Origin of the sequence: Mesorhizobium sp. CO1-1-8 (assembly GCF_020164875.1) — a bacterium.
Taxonomy (GTDB): Bacteria; Pseudomonadota; Alphaproteobacteria; order Rhizobiales; family Rhizobiaceae; genus Mesorhizobium.
Window position 1 is genome coordinate 98045 of the sequence record NZ_JAIUGZ010000007.1, and the last position, 18569, is coordinate 116613.

Here is an 18569-nt window from a genome sequence, read left to right on the forward strand (position 1 = left end):
GGTGCTCGCCCCATTACCCTTTCAGGAAGGACAAAATTTCCGGGTTGAACACGTCTGCATGGATGGTGAAGGCGCCGTGCGGATAGCCGGGGTAAAGCTTCAGCGTGCTGTTCTTGATCAGCTGATGCTGAAGCACCGAAGCATCCTTGTAAGGAACCACTTGGTCGTCCTCTCCCTGCATGATCAGGGTCGGCACGGTAATCGCCTTCAGGTCGTCCGTTTGGTCGGTTTCGGAGAAGGCCTTTATGCCTTCGTACTGTGCGATTGCGCCACCCATCATACCCTGGCGCCACCAATTCTCGATTACACCCTGCGAGACCTTGGCGTTGGGCCGATTGTAGCCGTAGAACGGGCCGGAGGCGACATCGAGATAGAACTGCGACCGGTTGGCTGCCAGCGCCTTGCGGTAGCCATCGAACACCGTGATCGGCGTACCCCCAGGATTGGAGGCGGTCTTCAGCATCAGAGGCGGAACCGAACTGATCAGAACGGCCTTGGCGACGCGGCGCTGCGGCTCGCCAAATCTAGCTACATAGCGGGCAACCTCGCCGCCACCCGTCGAGTGGCCGATATGGATGACATCCCGCAGGTCAAGATGCTCTACCACGGCGGCGGCGTCTGCCGCATATTGGTCCATATCGTTGCCGGTGGACACCTGGGTCGAACGGCCATGGCCGCGACGGTCATGGGCGACGACTCGATATCCATTCGCCAGAAAGAATAGCATCTGGTTGTCCCAGTCGTCGGAAGAGAGCGGCCAGCCGTGATGGAAATGAATAGGTTGGGCGCTTTTGGGACCCCAGTCCTTGTAGAATATCTCCGTGCCGTCCCTGGTCCTGATAAATCCGCTGCTCATTAGATGCTGTCCTTTCGCGAGGTTGGCGTCCTCCGCGGACGCTGGAACGGGAAGCAAGGGCGTGGCCGCAAGGATCGCCATACCGGCCACCATCTCGCGGCGGTTGAATCTGAATGCCGGAGTAAGTGCTTGTACGTCCATGTCCATCGCCTCCAGGGGTTAAGCTCACGGTTGGAAACTAGTCAGGAAACGGCGGAGCCAGAATCGTACTAGTGGGTCGCTGGGCTGTATATGAGCACAATCAGAAGGGCTGGCTGGCCAGTTGGAATAGACTCTCGCGTGCCGTCAAAGCCTCTCCAGTCCAGGGAGACTGCACCTGTCGCCCGCGGGGCAACGGTCTGAAAAAGGTTACTGCGGGTCGACGATCAAAGAGCTCTGACGGAAGGGAATGCGGATCGGCGCCGTCGGTGGCCGGAGCCTGCGACCTCACGGTTTGCTTAGACCGTTATCACCGAATGGCGTCCTAGCGAGCGGGCCCAACTTGCTCGTCACGAATGAATTGCCGTTCGAAGATTGGACTGCATCAGCCAACTGTTTCGATGCGGCATCGCGACGGTGCATTGTGCTCAAGGAACAGGGTCTTGCCGCGCTCTCTGCTTTGGAGGTTTCCCGCGCAATCGAGAGGGGACCGTCACAATCGGGTTGAACGCCAGGTCTTCGCAAGCCCTGGCGGAATACCCTGCTATGTCACGAAACCGGCATGTCATTGAACAAGCGCGCGGGGGGCGGTCTCGGACAGACGTTTCGCTGACATTTCGTCGGGGCGGCGTTGTCTTCGACATATTCACATCGGCAACGCACCCATCAGGTCGAACTTGCGATACGGAGTAGAGCCGGCTTCGCTAGTCGGGCTTACTGGGCGGGTAAACGACACATCCATGCTCGGTGACGACCGCACCAGCGGTGAGCGCCGCCCGGCTCATTTGCCCCAGGCCCATAATGTGACGAACTTCATGACCGCGTGAAATGAGATAGTCGGCTATTATGCGTCTATGACAACGCCACCAAACCGCCTCCGAACACATGACTGCCAATCTGTTTGTGAGGCCTCGTGAGATGAGCGTGTCAAGAGATGCTTGAAAAGCGGCTGATAGAGCATAGTCCGCATAGTTGTGAAAACTTCGATTTTGCCAGAGGGCATTGCGTTCGTCTGGCATCTCGATTTGCCGCTGTCGGCGGCCGCCCAAATCAGGGAAGTATTCGTAAGAAATACCGTGTTTCTCCAGAGCGATCGGGAGAATATCGACGTTGTACGCCGGATTGCTACGTGACCGGGGAAACGCTCTTACATCGGCAATCAGGTCGATGGAGGCGTATTCCAGAATCGCCGCAAACTTGGGAAAAGAGCGCGTCGAATGCCCAATTGAATAAAACTCCACGGTTAGACCTTCCTGGAGAGCGCCCCCTCTTTGTGGGCTGCGACATGATCCGTCTTGTCACTCCTTATCTCATATTGCGGCTCTTTGTCCGAGGCGTGGTGAGTGTATCCCTTGAAGACGAAATCCTTCAGGTGAATTCGTATTATATTACCGCTCACAGGTCCCACTTCTGAGTTCCAGGTGACGCGATCGCCACAGCGATATTTGGGCATGCTTTACCTTTCCGACTTGGCGATTCCTCGCCATACTTAGCGCTGAACGCGTTCGTATGGTCCCCCCGCCGCCCCAATGTTCGCCTCGGCCATGTTGAATCAGGTGTGGGCTCTGCTGAACTGGGCACTGTTGGTCGCCAGCTAGGCAGCCAGATCCGGGGCGACGGAAAGGACAACGCGACCTATCGTACGGCCATTCTCCAGAGCGTCGTGTGCCGCGCCGACGCCGCCGAACGAAACCACCCGGTCCACATGAGGGTATAACTCGCCGCGATCGACCATTCCGGCAACCCGTCGCAAAATGTCGGTCTGTCTCAGCCGGCGAACATGGTCGCCTGCGATCTGCGGCTGCCCTATGTTGACGAAGCGGACGTCGAGATTGTTCCATTCCGCCGCGTCGTTGCTTCCCCGGGGCCATGGCGAGACAACGGTGTTCACCAGCGTGCCGAACGGCGCGGCGTGGTCGAAACTTCGCGCAAAATTCTCGTGTCCCACGAAGTCGAAGACCGTGTCCGCGCCGGCCTTTCCGGTCCAGCGGCGCAAGGCGGCGGCAACGTCCTCCTCGCGATACTGGATCGCTAGTTCAGCACCAAGTGACAGCACAAAGCTGGCTTTTGCGTCGTTTGAAACCGTTGCCGCTATACGGGCGCCGAGCCTGCGCAGGTACTGTATAGCGATATGACCAAGACCTCCTGCGCCGCCATGCACCAGAGCGAAGCTACCCGGCGTGACCCCACCCTTGTCGAATACCGCTTCCCACGCCGTGAGCGCCACCGTGGGCAACGCCGCCGCCTCGACAAAGCCTAGGCTGACGGGCTTTCGGGCGGCATAATGCCCATTGAGCACCTTGTATTCGGCGTAGCTGCCAAAATTGCCGGTATAGCCACCGTCATTATACCAGATCGCGTCTCCGGGACGTAGATGGGTTATTGCCGAACCGATCTCCTCGACAATCCCGGCACCGTCGATGCCGAGGATTGTGAACGAATCTTTTCGCCTACTTCCATATATCGCGCCGTTGCGGCGGTTCTGCACGTCGGCCGGGTTGATCCCTGCCGCCATCACGCGGACCAGGATGTCGGTATCGTTCGCAATGCGTGGCCGCGCGATCTCACGAGTTTCAAGGACCTCGGGGCCGCCCGCACGCGTCATGACAAGCGCCAGCATCGTCTCACACATCCGCCGCCCCTCCCATCGCATCGATCAGGCTCCGGACTTCAGCGGCATCGTCGAAGGCCGGTGCGAGAGCGCTGTTCCTCAAGTCCGCTGGGGAGCGTGGGCAACTTGGCGCCATGCTCTTCACCCGCTTGTTGCAGATGGTGGTGACGGGATGTTCGAGCAGGCGTTGGAGCGCCGGCACGTGTGTGATCGTCGCCCAGCCCTTGTAGGGATGCACTCCGATAATTCCGACAGAAATCGGATTTTCAGTCATGATCGTCCCTACGCGTTGGTGACTTGGAAGATCGTCCGGCGAAGCGTCATGCTGGCGAGGCGCCAACCGTAAGGGCCAAGCCTCCATAGCTCATGATAATGACCGTAGCCCTTGATCTGAGCAGGAAGACCGGCTGCCGCTCCAGGAAAGACAAGCACGTCCTCCATCGACCAAATGGCGGTAATCTCAGTTTGCGAGATCTGATTGATTTCGTCGTTGTGGAGCTGGTGGATCGAGTGCGAGCCCGCAATGTAGCTGCGGATGGCTTCCATATAGCTGTCACGATCATCGAAGCTTGCGATGAGTTCGCCTTCAGCGCTGAAAACCCGGACCTCGACTGTCGGTTCTAAAAGTGAGGCGAATTGCTCTAGGTCCCGGGTATCGACAAAACGGCAGTACCGCGCCTTGGCTAGTCGGACCTGTTCGATGTCAGTCATTTCGGAATTCATTGCTATACTCCTTTCCAACGCATTTAACTCGTGGGAGGCCCGGGCTATCAGCTGTCGGATCGGCCGATCTTGTCGTGCGAAGGTACTGTCCGGCTGGTTCTGAGGCTTGGCTGATCCAGCTTGGTTGGGCATTGCGTGGCACGTCGCCGAATGCGTGGATGACCATCGTGGTCGAGCGCTCCCGTCAAATTGGGAAGTATGTCCCTTCCGGGGAGCGGAAGCTGTTGCGATGGCCTTTCCGCGACTGTCAATATCCGGTCTCTGCAACAGTCAAAGACGAAACGCAGCATGCCTTTAAAAAAGAACCTGCCCGAATTTTGTGTCACAGTTGCAGCACACAAGGCAGATAAACCACCGATACACTAAGGTTTGGTGCCGGGTTGTTGACAAGGAGAAAGCCATGCCCAGCGTGTATACAGTTCGAGCACTTTCCGTCGCACTCGAGGCGGCGAGGACCAAGGCGGTTGAAACGATCGCAGCAGATGGCAGACCGTTGTCCTCTTCAGTTCTGGCTGATCTCGCCACACTGCAAATCGCACTGACGGCAACACGCCAAACGCTCGAGGAGCATGGAACCCGGTTGGGTTGGAGTGGTGACGAGCAGGCACTAGATCAGGCGGTCATAGATCTTCGCTCAATCGAATAGCCGGATCGCGTTGCCGTTCGGCAATCCTTAGGGCCAACTGACGGCTCCGTGTTTCTTTTGCATTCCTGGAGCAGACAACCTTCGGGGATCTTCTCCCGGGACACGCCCAACTCATCTTTCAGATCATAACCGCGACGCTTCAGTTCGTCGGTCCGCGATGACGGTTGGCGCCCCATCTGCGCGCGCTCGGGTCTCCAACGTCCTGGGCGGCGCGATTGCCCTTCATGGACTGGCGTCACCCCTCTCGAGACAAGCCGGCGACCGATGCCGGTGGTAAGCGCCTGAACGAGCCGAAGAGCCCCAGAAAGCCAGTCGCATTGTGGCGCCTGCCGTAGCCCTCAGTGGATGAGCAGCCCAGTTTCCTTCATGAGGCGGCCCGGCGTGTCGTTGGGGGCAAATCTCGGAACATACCGAGATCAGACAATCCGTCTCGCAAGGAAACGCGGAGGAGCACTCCGGCGTCCCTTTTGACCGCCCACGGGAGTGGCTCTTTCATGGTCGATCGAGTTTTCACAGGCGCACTGTAGCGCCGGGCGGGCGACGACCTTTAGTCGAGCAGTATCAGGTCAGCTGCATCATGCTCAGTATGCTGACCGGCTGGCGGCGTTCCGCACGCTGACTGCCGCGACGCTCCCGCTGGCCAATGAATTGCCCTTCGTTTCCGGGCATTGAGGAAGAAAACCCGGCATTTATATAAGACCGGCCGGCGTTCCGAGGCCAAGGTAGCGGGATGGAGCTCGCATTGAGCTCGCTAACCAAAGGATCATCTCGATGACGACCACCAATGCCCTCCGTCTTCGCAGCGCACCACTCCACACCCCCTCCGATCTGGGCGAGAATGCAGTGTCGGATATCTCCGCCGCGCTCACCAGGCTACTGGCCGATACCTTCGTGCTATACCTGAAGACTAAGAACTTCCACTGGCACATGTCGGGGCCGCACTTCCGTGATTATCATCTATTGCTCGACGACCAAGGCGAGCAGATCTTCGCCATCACCGACGACATCGCCGAGCGCTGTCGTAAGATCGGTGGCACCACGCTTCGCTCTATTGGCCAGATCGCCAGGGAGCAGCGGATCTCCGACAATGACGCGACCTATGTGACGCCACACGACATGCTGGCCGAGCTTGCCCAGGATAACAGCACCTTCATAAGTCTCCTGCGCTCGGTCCACGCGGTCTGTGAGGAGCACGACGACGTCGCTACGACCAGCCTGATTGAGGTTTGGATCGACGAGGCCGAGCGCCGCACCTGGTTCCTCTTCGAAGCGGGGCGGACGGCGGACTAACCCGGGCTTTGAACCGTCGGCGCGGAAACACGGTGCCGCGCCGATGGCAAACGGACGCCGCCTGCCCACTCCCGTTGCTCTCTCACAGGAACACGCCATGTACCCTTCACCGCTCCCACCCTTCACCGAACAGACTGCCACTAAAAAAGTGCGGTCGGCCGAAGACAGCTGGAACACCCGAGATCCGGGCCGAATCGCTCTCGCCTATTCGGTCGACAGCACGTGGCGCAATCGTGCCGAGTTTATAGTGGGCCGGGAAGCCATTGAAGCCTTCCTCACCCGAAAATGGAACAGGGAACTCGATTACCGGCTGACAAAGGAACTTTGGACGTTTGGTGGGAACCGCATCGCCGTGCGGTTCGCCTATGAATACCATGACGACAGCGGCCAATGCTTCAGGGCCTACGGCAACGAGAATTGGGAGTTCGATGCGGAAGGGCTGATGCGCCGCCGGATCGCCAGCATCAACGAACATCCGATCGCGGGATCCGACCGCAAATTCCACTGGCCTCTGGGTCGCCGGCCCGACGACCATCCTGGTCTTAGTAGCTTCGGCTTCTGATCCGGCGAGTGATCGTCCGTGATCAGTGGAGCAAGCCTAGTGATACGCGACCACCACCTCTGACATCCTTTTAGCGGGCCGATCGCTCCGTCGGGAGATGTCGCAAGCAACTCGACAGCGTGCGGCTTCCTGACGGCGTCGGCCGGCAGATGAGTTCAAACAACAGGCAAATACATGAGTGGCAAGAAGTCTATCGAGCGTTATGACGAGCCTGCTGGCGGGTGGGGTGCGCTGAGGGCGCTTGGCGAGCATCTGATCGAGCAGGACGTTGCGATCAAGGGCGCCACGACGCTGCTGCGCATGAACCAGCCGCTCGGCTTTGATTGCCCCGGCTGCGCCTGGCCGGATCCGAAACACACCTCGTCCTTCGAGTTCTGTGAGAACGGCGGCAAGGCGGTCGCATGGGAGGCTACGGCGAAACGCTGCACGCCGGAATTCTTCGCTGCTCATACCGTCACCGAGCTCGGGACATGGAGCGACTATCAACTCGAAATGACCGGGCGGCTTACACATCCGATGGCCTACGACCAAGCTACCGATAGGTACCTGCCGGTGAGTTGGGACGAAGCCTTCGCCACCATCGGCCGGCACCTGAGCGCTCTTCCCGATCCAAACATGGCAGAGTTCTATACTTCAGGTCGCACCTCTAACGAGGCCGCCTTTCTCTACCAGCTTTTCGTGCGCGAATACGGCACAAACAACTTCCCTGACTGCTCTAACATGTGCCACGAAGCCACAAGCGTGGGACTGCCGCTATCCCTCGGCGTGGGCAAGGGCACGGTCCTGCTCGAAGATTTTGACAGGACCGACTGCATCTTCATCTTTGGCCAGAACCCGGGCACCAATAGCCCGCGAATGATGACCAGCCTGCGCGACGCGTCGCGGCGCGGTGCCGCGATCATCTCGTTCAACCCGTTCCGCGAGCGGTCGCTGGAACGTTTCCAGGCGCCACGGAACCCGATCGAGATGGCGACCCTGACATCCACCCCAATCAGTTCACGTTTGCATCAGGTGAAGGTCGGCGGAGACCTGGCCGTGTTGAAGGGATTGATGAAGGTGTTGGTCGAGGAGGACGAACGGCTGCGGAGCGAGCGCCAGATCGAGGCTCTCGACTGGGATTTCATTCATGGCCACACGGACGGCGTCGAGGCGCTCGTCGCAGACCTCAAGGCGACCAGGTGGGAGGACATCGAGCGCCGATCCGGTCTGTCGCGCGCTGCGATCGAGGAAGCCGCTCATATCTACATGAAGGCAGAGAAGGCGATCGTCGTCTATGGCATGGGCATTACACAGCACCGTCACGGTGCGAAAAGTGTCCAGCAGCTTGCCAATCTGTGCCTGCTTAAGGGAAACATCGGAAAGGACGGCGCTGGCTTATGCCCGGTGCGCGGCCATTCTAACGTCCAAGGCGACCGCACCGTCGGCGTCACCGAAATCCCGGCCGCGGAATTCCTCAGCCGACTGGAGAAGCGCTTCGGCTTCAAGCCTCCCACCGCCCATGGGCACAACGTCGTGACCGCGCTGGAAGCGATGATCCAGGGCCGGGCGCGCGTCTTCATCAGCATGGGCGGCAACATCGTTGCAGCGATCCCCGACTGGCAGGTCACGCACGACGCTTTCCGCCGGCTGGCCCTCAGCGTCCATGTCTCGACCAAGCTGAACCGCAGTCACATTGTCCATGGCAGCGAGGCACTCATCCTGCCTTGCCTCGGCCGCACCGAGATTGACCTTCAGGCAGCAGGTCCGCAATGCATCACGGTGGAGGACTCGATGTCGATGGTGCACGCGTCGACTGGCATGAACAAACCTGCTTCCGAGCACCTCAAGAGCGAGCCTGCGATCGTCGCCGGAATGGCACACGCCACACTCGGGATACGCTCAGTGGTGGACTGGGAGATCTTCATCGCAGACTACAACCTGATCCGTGACGCCATCGAAGACGTCTTTCCGATTTTTGATAGCTACAACGCCCGCATCCGCCTAGCCGGCGGCTTTCATCTCACCTCCACGGCGCGCGAGCGCAACTGGATGACTGCTTCTGGCAAGGCCAACTTTTTGCCGTTTGAGGGGTTCGGTGACGATTCGGACCTCGATGATGACGTGTTATGGCTCACTAGCGTGCGCAGTCATGACCAGTACAACACCACACTCTATTCGCTCTCAGACCGCTATCGCGGCGTGTTCGGCCAACGCGATGTCCTATTCATCAGCGCCGAGGAAATCGAGAAGCGCGGCTTCAAGCCTGACGAACGCGTCGACCTGGTGACTGTCTCGGACGATGGCATTGAACGGGTGGTGCGCAATTTCAAGCTGGTTGCACATGGATTCCCGGCCGGCTGTTGCGCGGCCTATTATCCCGAAACCAATCCCCTGGTGCCGCTTCAAGCGCACGACCCGATGAGCTTCACGCCCTCCTACAAAGGCATCCCAATTCGTATCATGCGGGCCTTCGTTCAAGTCGAGGCTGTCTGATCATGGACGCCGTCATGCTCGCCCGACTCCAGTTCGCCTTCACAATCGGCTTCCACATCTTATGGCCGACGGTCACTATCGGGCTTGCGTGTTTCGTCGCGTTGCTGAGCGGCCTGTGGTGGCGCACCGGCCGCGAGGTGTATCGCGACCTGATGCGCTTCTGGCTCGCCATTTTCGCATTGGCCTTCGGCATGGGCGTCATCACCGGCCTCGTGCTCAGCTACGAGATCGGCACAAACTGGGCCGGCTTCTCGCGCTCGGTCTCTAATGTGCTCGGTCCGTTATTCATGTATGAGGCGCTGACTGCCTTCTTCCTTGAGGCTGGCTTCATCGGCATCGTGCTGTTCGGCCAAAACAGGGTCAGCAAGGGGCTGCATTTCTTCGCCTGCTGCATGGTAGCTGGCGGTACGCTAATGTCGGCCACCTGGGTCCTGGCCGCCAACAGCTGGATGCAGACGCCGCAGGGCGCCGTGGCCGATGCTCAAGGAATCTTCCATGTCGTCGATTGGTGGCAGGTGATATTCAATCCGTCCTTTCCCTACCGGCTCGCCCACATGGTCTGCGCCAGTTTCATCACTGACTCCTTCTTGGTGGCCGGCGTCTCGGCCTTCCATCTCTGGCGAAGGCAGCATATCGAGGCCGGCCGTGTCGCCTTCTCGCTCGCCATGTGGATGGCGCTGGTGCTCACTCCGACGCAGATCCTGCTGGGCGACGTGCACGGACGCAACACGCTCGCCCATCAGCCGGTGAAACTCGCCGCCATGGAGGGGCTATGGGAAACCACAAACGGCCCGGCAATGACCGTGATTGCCTGGCCGAGCATGGAAAAGCAGCGCAATCTCTACGCGATCGAGATCCCGCACCTCGCCAGCCTCTATCTCACCCATTCCTGGAATGGCGAGGTGCAGGGCCTCAAGGCGGTGTCGCGCGTGGACCAACCTTATGTCCCAATCGTATTCTTCGCTTTCCGTATCATGGTCGGCATCGGCCTTATTCTGTTGGCAACCGCCGTCACCGGCGCGGTGCTCCGCTGGCGCCACAGACTCTATGACACTCGCTGGTTCCAGCTGATTGCCATCACCGCAACACCGCTCGGCTTCATCGCAGTACTCGCCGGCTGGACGACCACCGAGGCGGGGCGCCAGCCTTGGGTTATCTACGGCCAGTTACGCACCGCCGATGCGGCAGCTCCGGTAGCCGCCAACGCCGTAGCCACGACGCTGGCAATCTTTTTTCTCGTCTACATGGTACTGCTGCTGGTGTTCCTCTGGTTCGCTGGACGTATCGCCTTTCGGGGCCCCCACGACATCAGTGTGTCCGACCCCCGCCTAGTCCGTCCCGGGCTCGACCTCGGAGGTTCGACGATCGTCGGAACGACCTCCGCTGTTGCCTCCAGGTCGGCCCCCCATCTCGCGTCGGGAGAGTAAGCCATGTCCATGACCTTGGCAGCGAATCTCCCCGTGGTGTTTGCGGCGCTCGCCGCATTTTGTGTGACCATGTATGTGCTGGCCGACGGTTTTGATCTCGGTGTCGGCACACTGTTCCTGCTGGCGCCGCGTAACGAGGATCGCGATCTAATGATGGCGAGTATCGAGCCGGTTTGGGACGCCAACGAGACCTGGCTCGTCATGGGCGGCACGCTGCTGCTCGCCGCCTTTCCCGCAGGTTACTATGTCCTGCTGCCTGCTTTCTACCTGCCCGTTATGCTCATGCTCTTCGGCCTGATCTTCCGAGGGATAGCTTTCGAGTTTCGCCTGCAGACCGTTGCATTTCGGTGGGTCTGGGACATCGCCTTCGCGGGCGGGTCTCTGGTCGCAACGCTAAGCCAGGGTCTAATCCTCGGCGGCCTGATCAACGGCGTGAAGATAGAGAACGGCATGTTCGCCGGCGGGATCTTTGATGTCGTCAGCCTGCTCGGCCTCGCCTGCGGTGCCGGATTGGTCGGCGGTTACGCGTTGCTCGGCGCCGGCTGGCTGATATGGAAAACCGATGGGCCGACGCAAGTGTTTGCCCGCGAGGTGGCCCATTCGGCCCTGATCCTTGCCGCCGGCATGATGCTCGTGGTCAGCGCATGGAGTTCCTGGAGCGTTCCTGAGGTCGCCGCACGCTGGTTCGCTTGGCCGAATATCGCCTTCCTCGTGCCCGTGCCGGTGCTTACCACCGCCCTGCTGTTGACCATCTGGCGACGCATCTGGATCGGGCGCGAGGCGGAGGTCTTCTTGCTGGCCATCATCATCTTTCTGCTAGGCTTGGTCGGCCTGGTCGTTAGCCTGTGGCCCTATGTGGTGCCGCGTCAAATCACCATCTGGAACGGCGTATCCGATCCTCAGACCTTGGTTTTCGCCGGTACCGGGCTGATCATCGTCATCCCTATCGTCCTCGCCTACCAGGCTCATGCCTATTGGGTATTTCGGGGCAAAACCCGCCATCGCTGAAGGTCGTGGTCACGTCGACTGCGCGGGGGCCAAATCCATCCCCTGAGCGACCGCTACTGCCGCCCATCGCCCCTCATGCTTGCTGGCGGCCGCGCCCGTGCAACCCCGACCGCAACGCCGTCGAACGCAGTTCTGTGCGTTGCCAACTACTCGCCGCTGTCAGTATCGATTGGTGAGACTTCGCAAGTGTATCCGTTGTTGGTTGCTGCTCTCTCGTGCACCTGAAATTGTCGCTTCGATAGCCGTCTAGACCATCCGTTCAGCAGCCTCACACATGCGTGTACCGCCGGTAATACTCATTGGTTCAAACGACATACGTCGGGAGGATTCTTTCGGATCGCTGCATGTGTAGGCTGCCCTTCACCGCGATCGTAGAACCGCCGAAGGGTCTCTAACATGAATAGCTCCACAGTTGGTGAACCGCCCAAGCCAACCTTAGGCCCGAGACCCCGTCTACCGGCTACCCTCGCGTTCGTAGCAGGTTTTGTGGACGCCTGCGGTTTCCTAGCGTTCGAAGGATTTTTCGTTGCCCAGGCGACGGGGAGCTTTGTTGTTGCGGGCTCTGAACTCGTGAATTCCAATGACAAGTACGGGCTAAAGGTACTCGCGATACCGGTGTTCCTGGTGTCCGGCATGGTCGCAACTTTCGTCGTACGCCTGGTCGCCCGCTTTGATCAGTTGGGCCTGACGATCATGCTAAGTGTCGAGGCAATGCTGCTAACTGTACTTGCAGCGACTTGGCTGTTCCGAGTACCGGATGAACTCAATGCGGAGATTGCGCTGCTCGGGCTCGCGGCAATGGGCGTGCAGGGCGCCACGACACGTTTGTTGCTGATCGGCTACGGTTCGACCAACGTCATGACAACCAATACGATCCAATTGTCTATCGATCTCGCAGACAGCATTTTGAACCGTTGCCTTCCAACGACTCTCCTCCCTACCACCATAATCATCGGCGGGTTTCTGGTCGGAGTGGCCGCAGGCGCCATCGTGTTTAAAGCGATTGGGTTGGGCGGTGTGATTATCCCTGCTGCAATCGTCTTCTCACTTGTCTTCGTCGCGAGAGAGGCTGGACAGCCGTAAGGACTGGCGTGTGCGAACGCCCCTGTTTTCCGTCGTTCAATAAGCTGCAAGGGGAAATCCAACGCCCACATAAAGCATGCCTGCTCGGCGACGTGGCCATGCCGAGCATGTCTCCGATATAGCATTTTCAGATGTGTCCAAGGATGGTTTGTGGCCTAGGCAACAACGAAGCTGGCGGCGCGTGTCTGTCGACTGATAGGCCATTGCACGCACCCACGACTGTTTTGCCGGATTAAGCGGTCTCGGCATTGGTGACGGACATCAATGCTCACAATGCGGGTCTCGATAGGTCTTGTTGTGGGCGTCTGTCGTAGCCGTCGTCCTCAAAACCTTGGGCATGAGCCCCTTAGGCGGATCACTAGGATTGCAAGTGCGAGGCCGACGATTGCCGTGGGCTCCTCTTCAGCAAATGGTCTCTCGAGACCAACGTCAGCGATATCGGCAAGGCTCCCTACATCGATCCGCTTAGAACCTCCGGCTATTCCCAAAAAGGTGCCCAGGACATCGCTCGAAATCTCGCTCGTCGATACGGTATCTCGCAGGGGGGAACTACGAGATCTCCATCATAGGCTCTTGCCGGGGAGGGGCAGCGACAAGGCCTGGCTTCGACGTGGACCGCGTGAATGTCCTGGGCTGATGCGATATTTCTCTGGAAGGAGCCGCGGCGTCTTTTGAGAACGCGGTAGCGATTTCCATATTGCCGGGCGAAAGGTTATCCGGTTGACGTCGCCGGCGGCCGCTAGGCTGGAAGCCAAGAGGAATCCTGCGCGAGCCCTTCGAGAGCGAAATGCGCGGCCTCGGGTGTGTTAGGCAAACCGTTCATTCTGGAAAACAGCGGTTTCAAATGCAATACATTCTGGCTCTCAGGGTCTACTTAGGACGGGAAGTCTACTCTCAAGTCGGAGCGACAAATGGCCCACCTGGATCAGTATCGTGCAAATGAGCACGAAAGCCCCTTCATCTGGCTTGAAGACTGCGATCTTAAGGTTGCCGTGCGTTCCATTGTCGAGGCTTGGGCCGCCAGGTTCGAGCTCACCACCGGACGAACGGAGAGCAATTTTTCTCCTAATGATTTCGGTGTGCTCGAACCGTATCTGGCGGAAGCGATCTTGATCGAGCACGGTGCCGATTTCGTCTTTTCGAAGTGGGGTGCGGCGTTGGACATAGTTTGCGGTGGCGCGCGTCTCGCAGACCGATTGTCGGCTCTCCCCCAGCCCAGCCGCAGCCACCTCCGTCGCGTCTGCGTTCGCGCCGCGGCAACAAGGATGCCAGCAATCAGCAGGGCGACCTGGGCACTCGATGGAGAAATCTGGCGGTGCGCGATCATGGCTCTGCCGACGCGCGGCGACGATTTTTCGGTAAAACGGTTACTTGTCGCGCTGCTGTACGCGCCTTACCCCTTCGTCGCCGATGGGAACATTCCAGAAGGCTTTGGCTGGCCACCATCGGTCCCGCGGGGAAGCGTGCACGTTTTGGCAAATGGCCTGCCAGTATTGCCGCGCCGGACCTCTCCGCTTAGGGGAATTGCGTTGGCACTCCGTCGGCTTCTGAGCACAAATGCGATGCGATGAAAAAGTTGTACTGCCCTCCTCTAAGCGCTCGCAAAAACTTCGGGACGGAATGGAAGCCTTGATGGCGACACCTCCTTGATCGGTGAATAGCCGTTTGTAAGCGAACGCTTGGAGGGCTTTCGCAGTCTCAACTTCAGAAAGCAGATCGGCCGAACGGCGCCGCCGAGGTCATTACTTTAGGCGAGCAATGAGTCCACGGTCTTCCACCTCGCGCTTGTCCCGTGCAGGTGTCCCGCTGTGGGTAGGAGCATTTGACGGGCGATCGGCCGGAAGCCTCAAGCATCCAGGCGGTTGGACAGGCGCCAGCGGCCGGGCGTGGTGCCGGCAAAGCGCTTGAAGACCGTAGTGAAATGTGCCTGGGTCTGGAAGCCCACGTCGAACGCGATTTCGACGAGCGTGTCATTGGTCTTGATCAGCATGTCCTTGGCCCGCTCTATGCGGCGACGCAGGATATATTCGTGAGGACGTAGACTGGTCGCTATCCTGAATTGCGCGGCGAAATACATGCGGCTAAGGCCTGCTGCCCGAGCGAGATCCGCCAGCGAAATGGCTTCACCGATATGCTCATCAACATAGGCCGTCACCCGCTTCAGCCTCCATTTGGGCAATGCGCCGTTGTTGGCCTCCTGCTGGGCCGCGGACAGCGGTCGCAGCCAGAGCCAGCGAGCTAGGATGGCGTGGAGAATGGCGTCTCCGTGGACGCCGTCATCTTCGCGCCTGACAGCCTCCTCAAGTTGAGAAAGTAGCCGTTCAATAACCGGATCGAACGGCATACCGTCTGATGCCACCGATCTGGTGAAACCTGCGCCATCGGTGGCACAGCCCGAGCGCCTCGCCGAGATTGACAACACCACATCCACGTACGGAACGTCGTTACTGGAAGTCGAGCCCGCCGCCTGCGGCAACATGCTCGGCCTGGCCGTCACCGCTGCCGTCGTGGGTTGGAGCCGGTTAACCTCCCGCACCGCGTTCGGTACCAGAAGACCAACAGGAGCCATCGGTCCCGGAAAATTTGCAAGCGGTTGAGTAGCCATTTGCCTGGGCCTTTCATGAAACCTGTGTTTCCTGAGGGTCCCAGGCGGCGGTCGAAGCTTGGCTTGAGGCGGCGGCGGAACCAATAGACCACTGGCTATCGCGCTTGCTCCGAACCCATCCGGGATTACCTCGGCGAGTACGGGCCCAGATTATTTGGCCAAGCAAAACGCTCAACTCTACCGGCGTTCGCCAGGCTAAATCGTATATTCAAACCTCCACTACCTAGATACAATCGCAACGATATCCGTACAGGATCACCGGTCTTAAGACCTACACCCTCTTCCGGGATCATCGGCGCACTCTTTCCCAATGTGCTCCGCTTCGCTGGCACTCGGACCGACACCCCACGCTCCTGGGTTTTGGGCACGCTTATGGGCTCTGCCGGGGACGCGGCCCTATACGCCTACCGATTGCCATCACGAACAGTGTCGGAGCAGGTTGGCGACCAAGCAGCCGCCCTGATGGATAACGAGGCCGATGTGCGCCGCCGACAGTGAGGCGCCTTATTCGAATCGACGCTGAACCAAGTTCTTGCCACCTACGTCCAGCAAGTCGTAGGCGGGATTCATTTTGCTCCGATGTGCCTAAGTATCAAAATTGATCCACGAGGTGAGAGACAAGCGGAGTAAACAGATTCAGAAGCCGCACAATCGTGCAGATCGGCAAAGCCCGTGCCTATCTAAAATACAGCAGCCAGGAAGATGCTAATTTGGGCATTCCAACGTGATCATCGTTGGAGTATTGTCCAACTAGAGAGGATTTTCCCTATGAACATCAAATCTATCTGTATCTGTGCAACATTTACTCTTTCGATTTGCGGTCAAGCTCTGGCCGGCATATTGGATGAGCCAGAAACTATGACAGCGTTCTTTACCGATTCTAGCATGAAAGCTATGAAGCCCCGGGAGGAGTTTGAGCGCGTCTTCCTCTCAATGCCAGTCGAAAAGCAGGCAAAGATGAAGGGTGAATGCGCAGGTGAGGTAATGCAGCCATTCACCGCCTTTTGCGCGAACGTGAATACCCTGGGCGGCCAGCATTAAGTCTGCCTCCATCACCGAGTGAATGGCGCGGCCGATTGGCCCGCCATTGTCTCGAGATGGCGCCCGCTATCCTCTCAGCATGACGATGACAGGTTTTTCCGACCGGCTTTGTCGTACTCCCGTATGAAAATTGTTTCTGACCCAAGTGATCCCACTTTTATGGCGATGGCCCGCCCCAACTCGGCAGAGCGCCGCCTGCGCCTTGGGGGAATGGGCGCTGCTTTTGGAGCGCTGTCGCTATCTGGAGCTCGGTAAACCCGGCCAGTTACGCAGCGAAACTGCCGAGAAGTTAGCTGCGCTTCTTAGCCCAGCCGTCCCGCATGCAAAGCGACAAAACGCAAAAGAAGGCCCTACCAGCCGACAGCGATGGGGAGACTGAAGATGATGGGCAGGAATACGAAATTGATTGCCGCGTAGAGGCCGAAATACCTAAATGCCGCGAGCCGAAACAAAAAAACTCGAGCAGGTTTCCCGCGATACCGTGGATTAGGCAGATATCAGACATCGATCGCTTAAAGTAGCAGTTAGTCTTGCGGAGATTTGCCTGCTCAGCGTCGGCTTGACAATCGTCATTCCTCGAAAAGGCACTTGGCGATCCTGACATCGGTCTCGGCTTCTTGCCGTTCGAGTTGGCCGCTCCCCACATCGCGAGCGGAAGGCTGGCTGAGGTCATAGCCGAATGGTACCCGCCCTCGTAAGCAGCCTTGAACGTCTGCTTCGGGGTAATCGCGAAAGGCCTCGCGTTGACCAAAAAGTGGGCGCAAAGCTGCCATTCCTTCCCGACACTCAAGCATAGAACGTTCATAGTGAGCCGCCGGGGACGCCAGTTAGTATTCGTCTGCCCTCATGATCGTCATCACTCTTGATGTAACGTTTCGGTCAGATGGATCTCTGGAGTGATAACGGCGGGTTAGGTCGTAGTAGTCAATCTTCCAAATCACCTTGATCCCGCTCACAGTTATCACCGCACAGTCGTGCTCGCCGTAGGGATCATTCTCGGGAGTGAACCTATCAAAGATGGTTATGGCCGAGATGATCTCCGTAGTCGTTGAGGGTCCAAGGGCAGCGATCCCATCTGTGATGACGACAACCCCACCAAGGCGCCTGACCCTCAGATCATCGTTCAGTGACCCGATCTTGAGGGCGGCTCCGTCGAGACCTTGGTTGATCTGCTCACTTTCCCCGAAGACCATCCCTGGCTTCTGGTTCTTCATGATATCTCCCCTTCTTGAAGACGAGTGGTCCTATCTGGCCGGCCCATTGCCGGTCAGTTCGTGGTTTCGAGTTCCCTGTTGGGTTAGAGTGCTTAGTCGGCTCGGTCGGAGGGATTCAATCGAGCGTCTGACCGACAACATCCATTTTCAAAGTGACGACCTCACCTGACCTCCTGGCCGAGCGCTCCTCTTCCGGATCATTAGGATACAGGCATTACCTATGCTCAAGCCGGTGAAGACTATGACTGACCGGAATCACGCCTCACAAGCCGTCGATTCGGCCAGCACCGAGTTGGCCTTCGCCAAAGCGGCGTCGAAAGCGATCCGGTCGCTGCCCTCATCCCAGGCAGCTACATCTCGCAGGGCGCGCAACGCCTTTTCAAGTTCGGCAGCGCGCCAGATGGCGCCTGGCGCGCTTTCGAGCACGCGGCCAAAAATACGTGCCCTCGCCGTCGTCGTACCCACTGAGCGACTCCTGATGCGTTTCGATTGCCGCGTCGCGATGGTCCCGCCAATGCGATTTGATCATGCGCGCGCGAACAACGCGTTCCGCCTTTTCGGGAGATTCGGCGCGGACGATATCGCCAAATTCTCCCAGCTCGTCGTCATCGTTCCACGCGATCAGGACGGAAAAGGTTTGCAGCTCAGCCATCGTCAAATCCTTTCGCGGTAATGACGACGGTCCTCCGAGGCGCCAGACCCTCAGGTCGTCGTTCAGTTGCATAGTCTCGAGGACGGTCTCGTCCAGCGATCCAGCTGATGTCATTGACTTCTACGACAGACCATCCCTGGCTTCTGGTTCTTCATGAAATGTCCCCTTTCTTGACAACGAGTGGTCCTATCTGGCCGGCCCATTGTCGGTCAGGTCCCATTCAGTTCCTTTTTGGAGTCGC

Annotated in this window: 18 protein-coding genes; 9 read left to right on the forward strand and 9 right to left on the reverse strand. The window is 58.7% G+C overall.

Annotated features, from left to right (window positions below; all coding sequences use genetic code 11):
* Window positions 1-13: 13 nt before the first annotated feature.
* The 6 genes from LB558_RS16085 to LB558_RS16110 form a co-directional block, all read right to left on the reverse strand.
* Window positions 14-856, reverse strand: coding sequence for an alpha/beta fold hydrolase (locus LB558_RS16085; RefSeq protein WP_224542603.1), 843 nt, complete (start codon window positions 854-856; stop codon window positions 14-16).
* 842 nt (window positions 857-1698) lie between these two features.
* On the reverse strand, window positions 1699-2235 hold the full coding sequence (locus tag LB558_RS16090; RefSeq protein WP_224698448.1) for a DUF488 family protein: 537 nt from the start codon (window positions 2233-2235) through the stop codon (window positions 1699-1701).
* Between the two features lie 2 nt (window positions 2236-2237).
* Complete coding sequence (locus LB558_RS16095) at window positions 2238-2447, reverse strand: DUF2945 domain-containing protein (RefSeq protein ID WP_224698449.1); 210 nt, start codon at window positions 2445-2447, stop codon at window positions 2238-2240.
* A 141-nt stretch (window positions 2448-2588) separates the two neighbouring features.
* Window positions 2589-3626 (reverse strand): zinc-binding dehydrogenase, encoded by a 1038-nt coding sequence (locus LB558_RS16100; RefSeq protein ID WP_224698450.1) that lies wholly within the window; start codon window positions 3624-3626, stop codon window positions 2589-2591.
* Window positions 3619-3879 carry a hypothetical protein gene (locus LB558_RS16105; protein WP_224542546.1) on the reverse strand — a complete coding sequence of 87 codons (261 nt, stop codon included), beginning with the start codon at window positions 3877-3879 and terminating at the stop codon, window positions 3619-3621. Before LB558_RS16105 ends, LB558_RS16100 begins: the two co-directional genes overlap by 8 nt.
* A gap of 8 nt (window positions 3880-3887) precedes the next feature.
* Entirely contained in the window at window positions 3888-4328 is a 441-nt protein-coding gene (locus LB558_RS16110) for a nuclear transport factor 2 family protein (RefSeq protein ID WP_224542547.1), read from the reverse strand.
* 400 nt (window positions 4329-4728) lie between these two features.
* On the opposite strand from LB558_RS16110, the gene LB558_RS16115 reads away from it, so the two are divergent.
* The 8 genes from LB558_RS16115 to LB558_RS16150 all read left to right on the forward strand — a co-directional run bounded on the left by LB558_RS16115 (window position 4729) and on the right by LB558_RS16150 (window position 14387).
* Window positions 4729-4974: a hypothetical protein gene (locus LB558_RS16115; RefSeq protein WP_224698451.1), complete on the forward strand. Its 246-nt coding sequence runs from the start codon at window positions 4729-4731 to the stop codon at window positions 4972-4974.
* Between the two features lie 771 nt (window positions 4975-5745).
* Window positions 5746-6264: a Dps family protein gene (locus LB558_RS16120; RefSeq protein ID WP_224542548.1), complete on the forward strand. Its 519-nt coding sequence runs from the start codon at window positions 5746-5748 to the stop codon at window positions 6262-6264.
* Window positions 6265-6361: 97 nt separating this feature from the next.
* Window positions 6362-6826, forward strand: coding sequence for a DUF1348 family protein (locus LB558_RS16125; RefSeq protein WP_224698634.1), 465 nt, complete (start codon window positions 6362-6364; stop codon window positions 6824-6826).
* A gap of 174 nt (window positions 6827-7000) precedes the next feature.
* On the forward strand, window positions 7001-9298 hold the full coding sequence (locus tag LB558_RS16130) for an FdhF/YdeP family oxidoreductase (protein ID WP_224698453.1): 2298 nt from the start codon (window positions 7001-7003) through the stop codon (window positions 9296-9298).
* Window positions 9299-9300: 2 nt separating this feature from the next.
* Window positions 9301-10725, forward strand: coding sequence for a cytochrome ubiquinol oxidase subunit I (locus LB558_RS16135; protein ID WP_412033469.1), 1425 nt, complete (start codon window positions 9301-9303; stop codon window positions 10723-10725).
* Between the two features lie 3 nt (window positions 10726-10728).
* Window positions 10729-11733, forward strand: a complete 1005-nt coding sequence (cydB, locus tag LB558_RS16140; RefSeq protein WP_224698455.1) for a cytochrome d ubiquinol oxidase subunit II — start codon at window positions 10729-10731, stop codon at window positions 11731-11733.
* Between the two features lie 396 nt (window positions 11734-12129).
* Window positions 12130-12816, forward strand: a complete 687-nt coding sequence (locus tag LB558_RS16145) for a YoaK family protein (protein WP_224698456.1) — start codon at window positions 12130-12132, stop codon at window positions 12814-12816.
* A gap of 911 nt (window positions 12817-13727) precedes the next feature.
* Window positions 13728-14387, forward strand: a complete 660-nt coding sequence (locus tag LB558_RS16150) for a hypothetical protein (RefSeq protein ID WP_224698457.1) — start codon at window positions 13728-13730, stop codon at window positions 14385-14387.
* Window positions 14388-14662: 275 nt separating this feature from the next.
* Here LB558_RS16150 and LB558_RS16155 read toward each other — a convergent pair whose 3' ends face one another.
* Entirely contained in the window at window positions 14663-15295 is a 633-nt protein-coding gene (locus tag LB558_RS16155) for a helix-turn-helix transcriptional regulator (RefSeq protein WP_224698458.1), read from the reverse strand.
* Window positions 15296-16189: 894 nt separating this feature from the next.
* On the opposite strand from LB558_RS16155, the gene LB558_RS16160 reads away from it, so the two are divergent.
* Entirely contained in the window at window positions 16190-16462 is a 273-nt protein-coding gene (locus LB558_RS16160; protein ID WP_224698459.1) for a hypothetical protein, read from the forward strand.
* An 827-nt stretch (window positions 16463-17289) separates the two neighbouring features.
* On the opposite strand, the gene LB558_RS16165 is transcribed toward LB558_RS16160, so the two are convergent.
* Window positions 17290-17676 (reverse strand): DUF3768 domain-containing protein, encoded by a 387-nt coding sequence (locus tag LB558_RS16165; protein ID WP_224698460.1) that lies wholly within the window; start codon window positions 17674-17676, stop codon window positions 17290-17292.
* A 379-nt stretch (window positions 17677-18055) separates the two neighbouring features.
* Window positions 18056-18328: a hypothetical protein gene (locus LB558_RS16170; RefSeq protein WP_224698461.1), complete on the reverse strand. Its 273-nt coding sequence runs from the start codon at window positions 18326-18328 to the stop codon at window positions 18056-18058.
* Window positions 18329-18569 lie beyond the last annotated feature (241 nt).

Coding starts and splice junctions, on each gene's coding strand:
- LB558_RS16135 (WP_412033469.1), top strand. CDS start 9,301: ATGGACGCCGTCATGCTCGCCCGACTCCAGTTCGCCTTCACAATCGGC.
- LB558_RS16150 (WP_224698457.1), top strand. CDS start 13,728: ATGGCCCACCTGGATCAGTATCGTGCAAATGAGCACGAAAGCCCCTTC.
- LB558_RS16110 (WP_224542547.1), bottom strand. CDS start 4,328: ATGAATTCCGAAATGACTGACATCGAACAGGTCCGACTAGCCAAGGCG.
- LB558_RS16155 (WP_224698458.1), bottom strand. CDS start 15,295: ATGTTGCCGCAGGCGGCGGGCTCGACTTCCAGTAACGACGTTCCGTAC.
- cydB (WP_224698455.1), top strand. CDS start 10,729: ATGTCCATGACCTTGGCAGCGAATCTCCCCGTGGTGTTTGCGGCGCTC.
- LB558_RS16105 (WP_224542546.1), bottom strand. CDS start 3,879: ATGACTGAAAATCCGATTTCTGTCGGAATTATCGGAGTGCATCCCTAC.
- LB558_RS16145 (WP_224698456.1), top strand. CDS start 12,130: ATGAATAGCTCCACAGTTGGTGAACCGCCCAAGCCAACCTTAGGCCCG.
- LB558_RS16130 (WP_224698453.1), top strand. CDS start 7,001: ATGAGTGGCAAGAAGTCTATCGAGCGTTATGACGAGCCTGCTGGCGGG.
- LB558_RS16165 (WP_224698460.1), bottom strand. CDS start 17,676: ATGAAGAACCAGAAGCCAGGGATGGTCTTCGGGGAAAGTGAGCAGATC.
- LB558_RS16160 (WP_224698459.1), top strand. CDS start 16,190: ATGAACATCAAATCTATCTGTATCTGTGCAACATTTACTCTTTCGATT.
- LB558_RS16115 (WP_224698451.1), top strand. CDS start 4,729: ATGCCCAGCGTGTATACAGTTCGAGCACTTTCCGTCGCACTCGAGGCG.
- LB558_RS16100 (WP_224698450.1), bottom strand. CDS start 3,626: ATGTGTGAGACGATGCTGGCGCTTGTCATGACGCGTGCGGGCGGCCCC.
- LB558_RS16095 (WP_224698449.1), bottom strand. CDS start 2,447: ATGCCCAAATATCGCTGTGGCGATCGCGTCACCTGGAACTCAGAAGTG.
- LB558_RS16125 (WP_224698634.1), top strand. CDS start 6,362: ATGTACCCTTCACCGCTCCCACCCTTCACCGAACAGACTGCCACTAAA.
- LB558_RS16170 (WP_224698461.1), bottom strand. CDS start 18,328: ATGGCTGAGCTGCAAACCTTTTCCGTCCTGATCGCGTGGAACGATGAC.
- LB558_RS16120 (WP_224542548.1), top strand. CDS start 5,746: ATGACGACCACCAATGCCCTCCGTCTTCGCAGCGCACCACTCCACACC.
- LB558_RS16085 (WP_224542603.1), bottom strand. CDS start 856: ATGAGCAGCGGATTTATCAGGACCAGGGACGGCACGGAGATATTCTAC.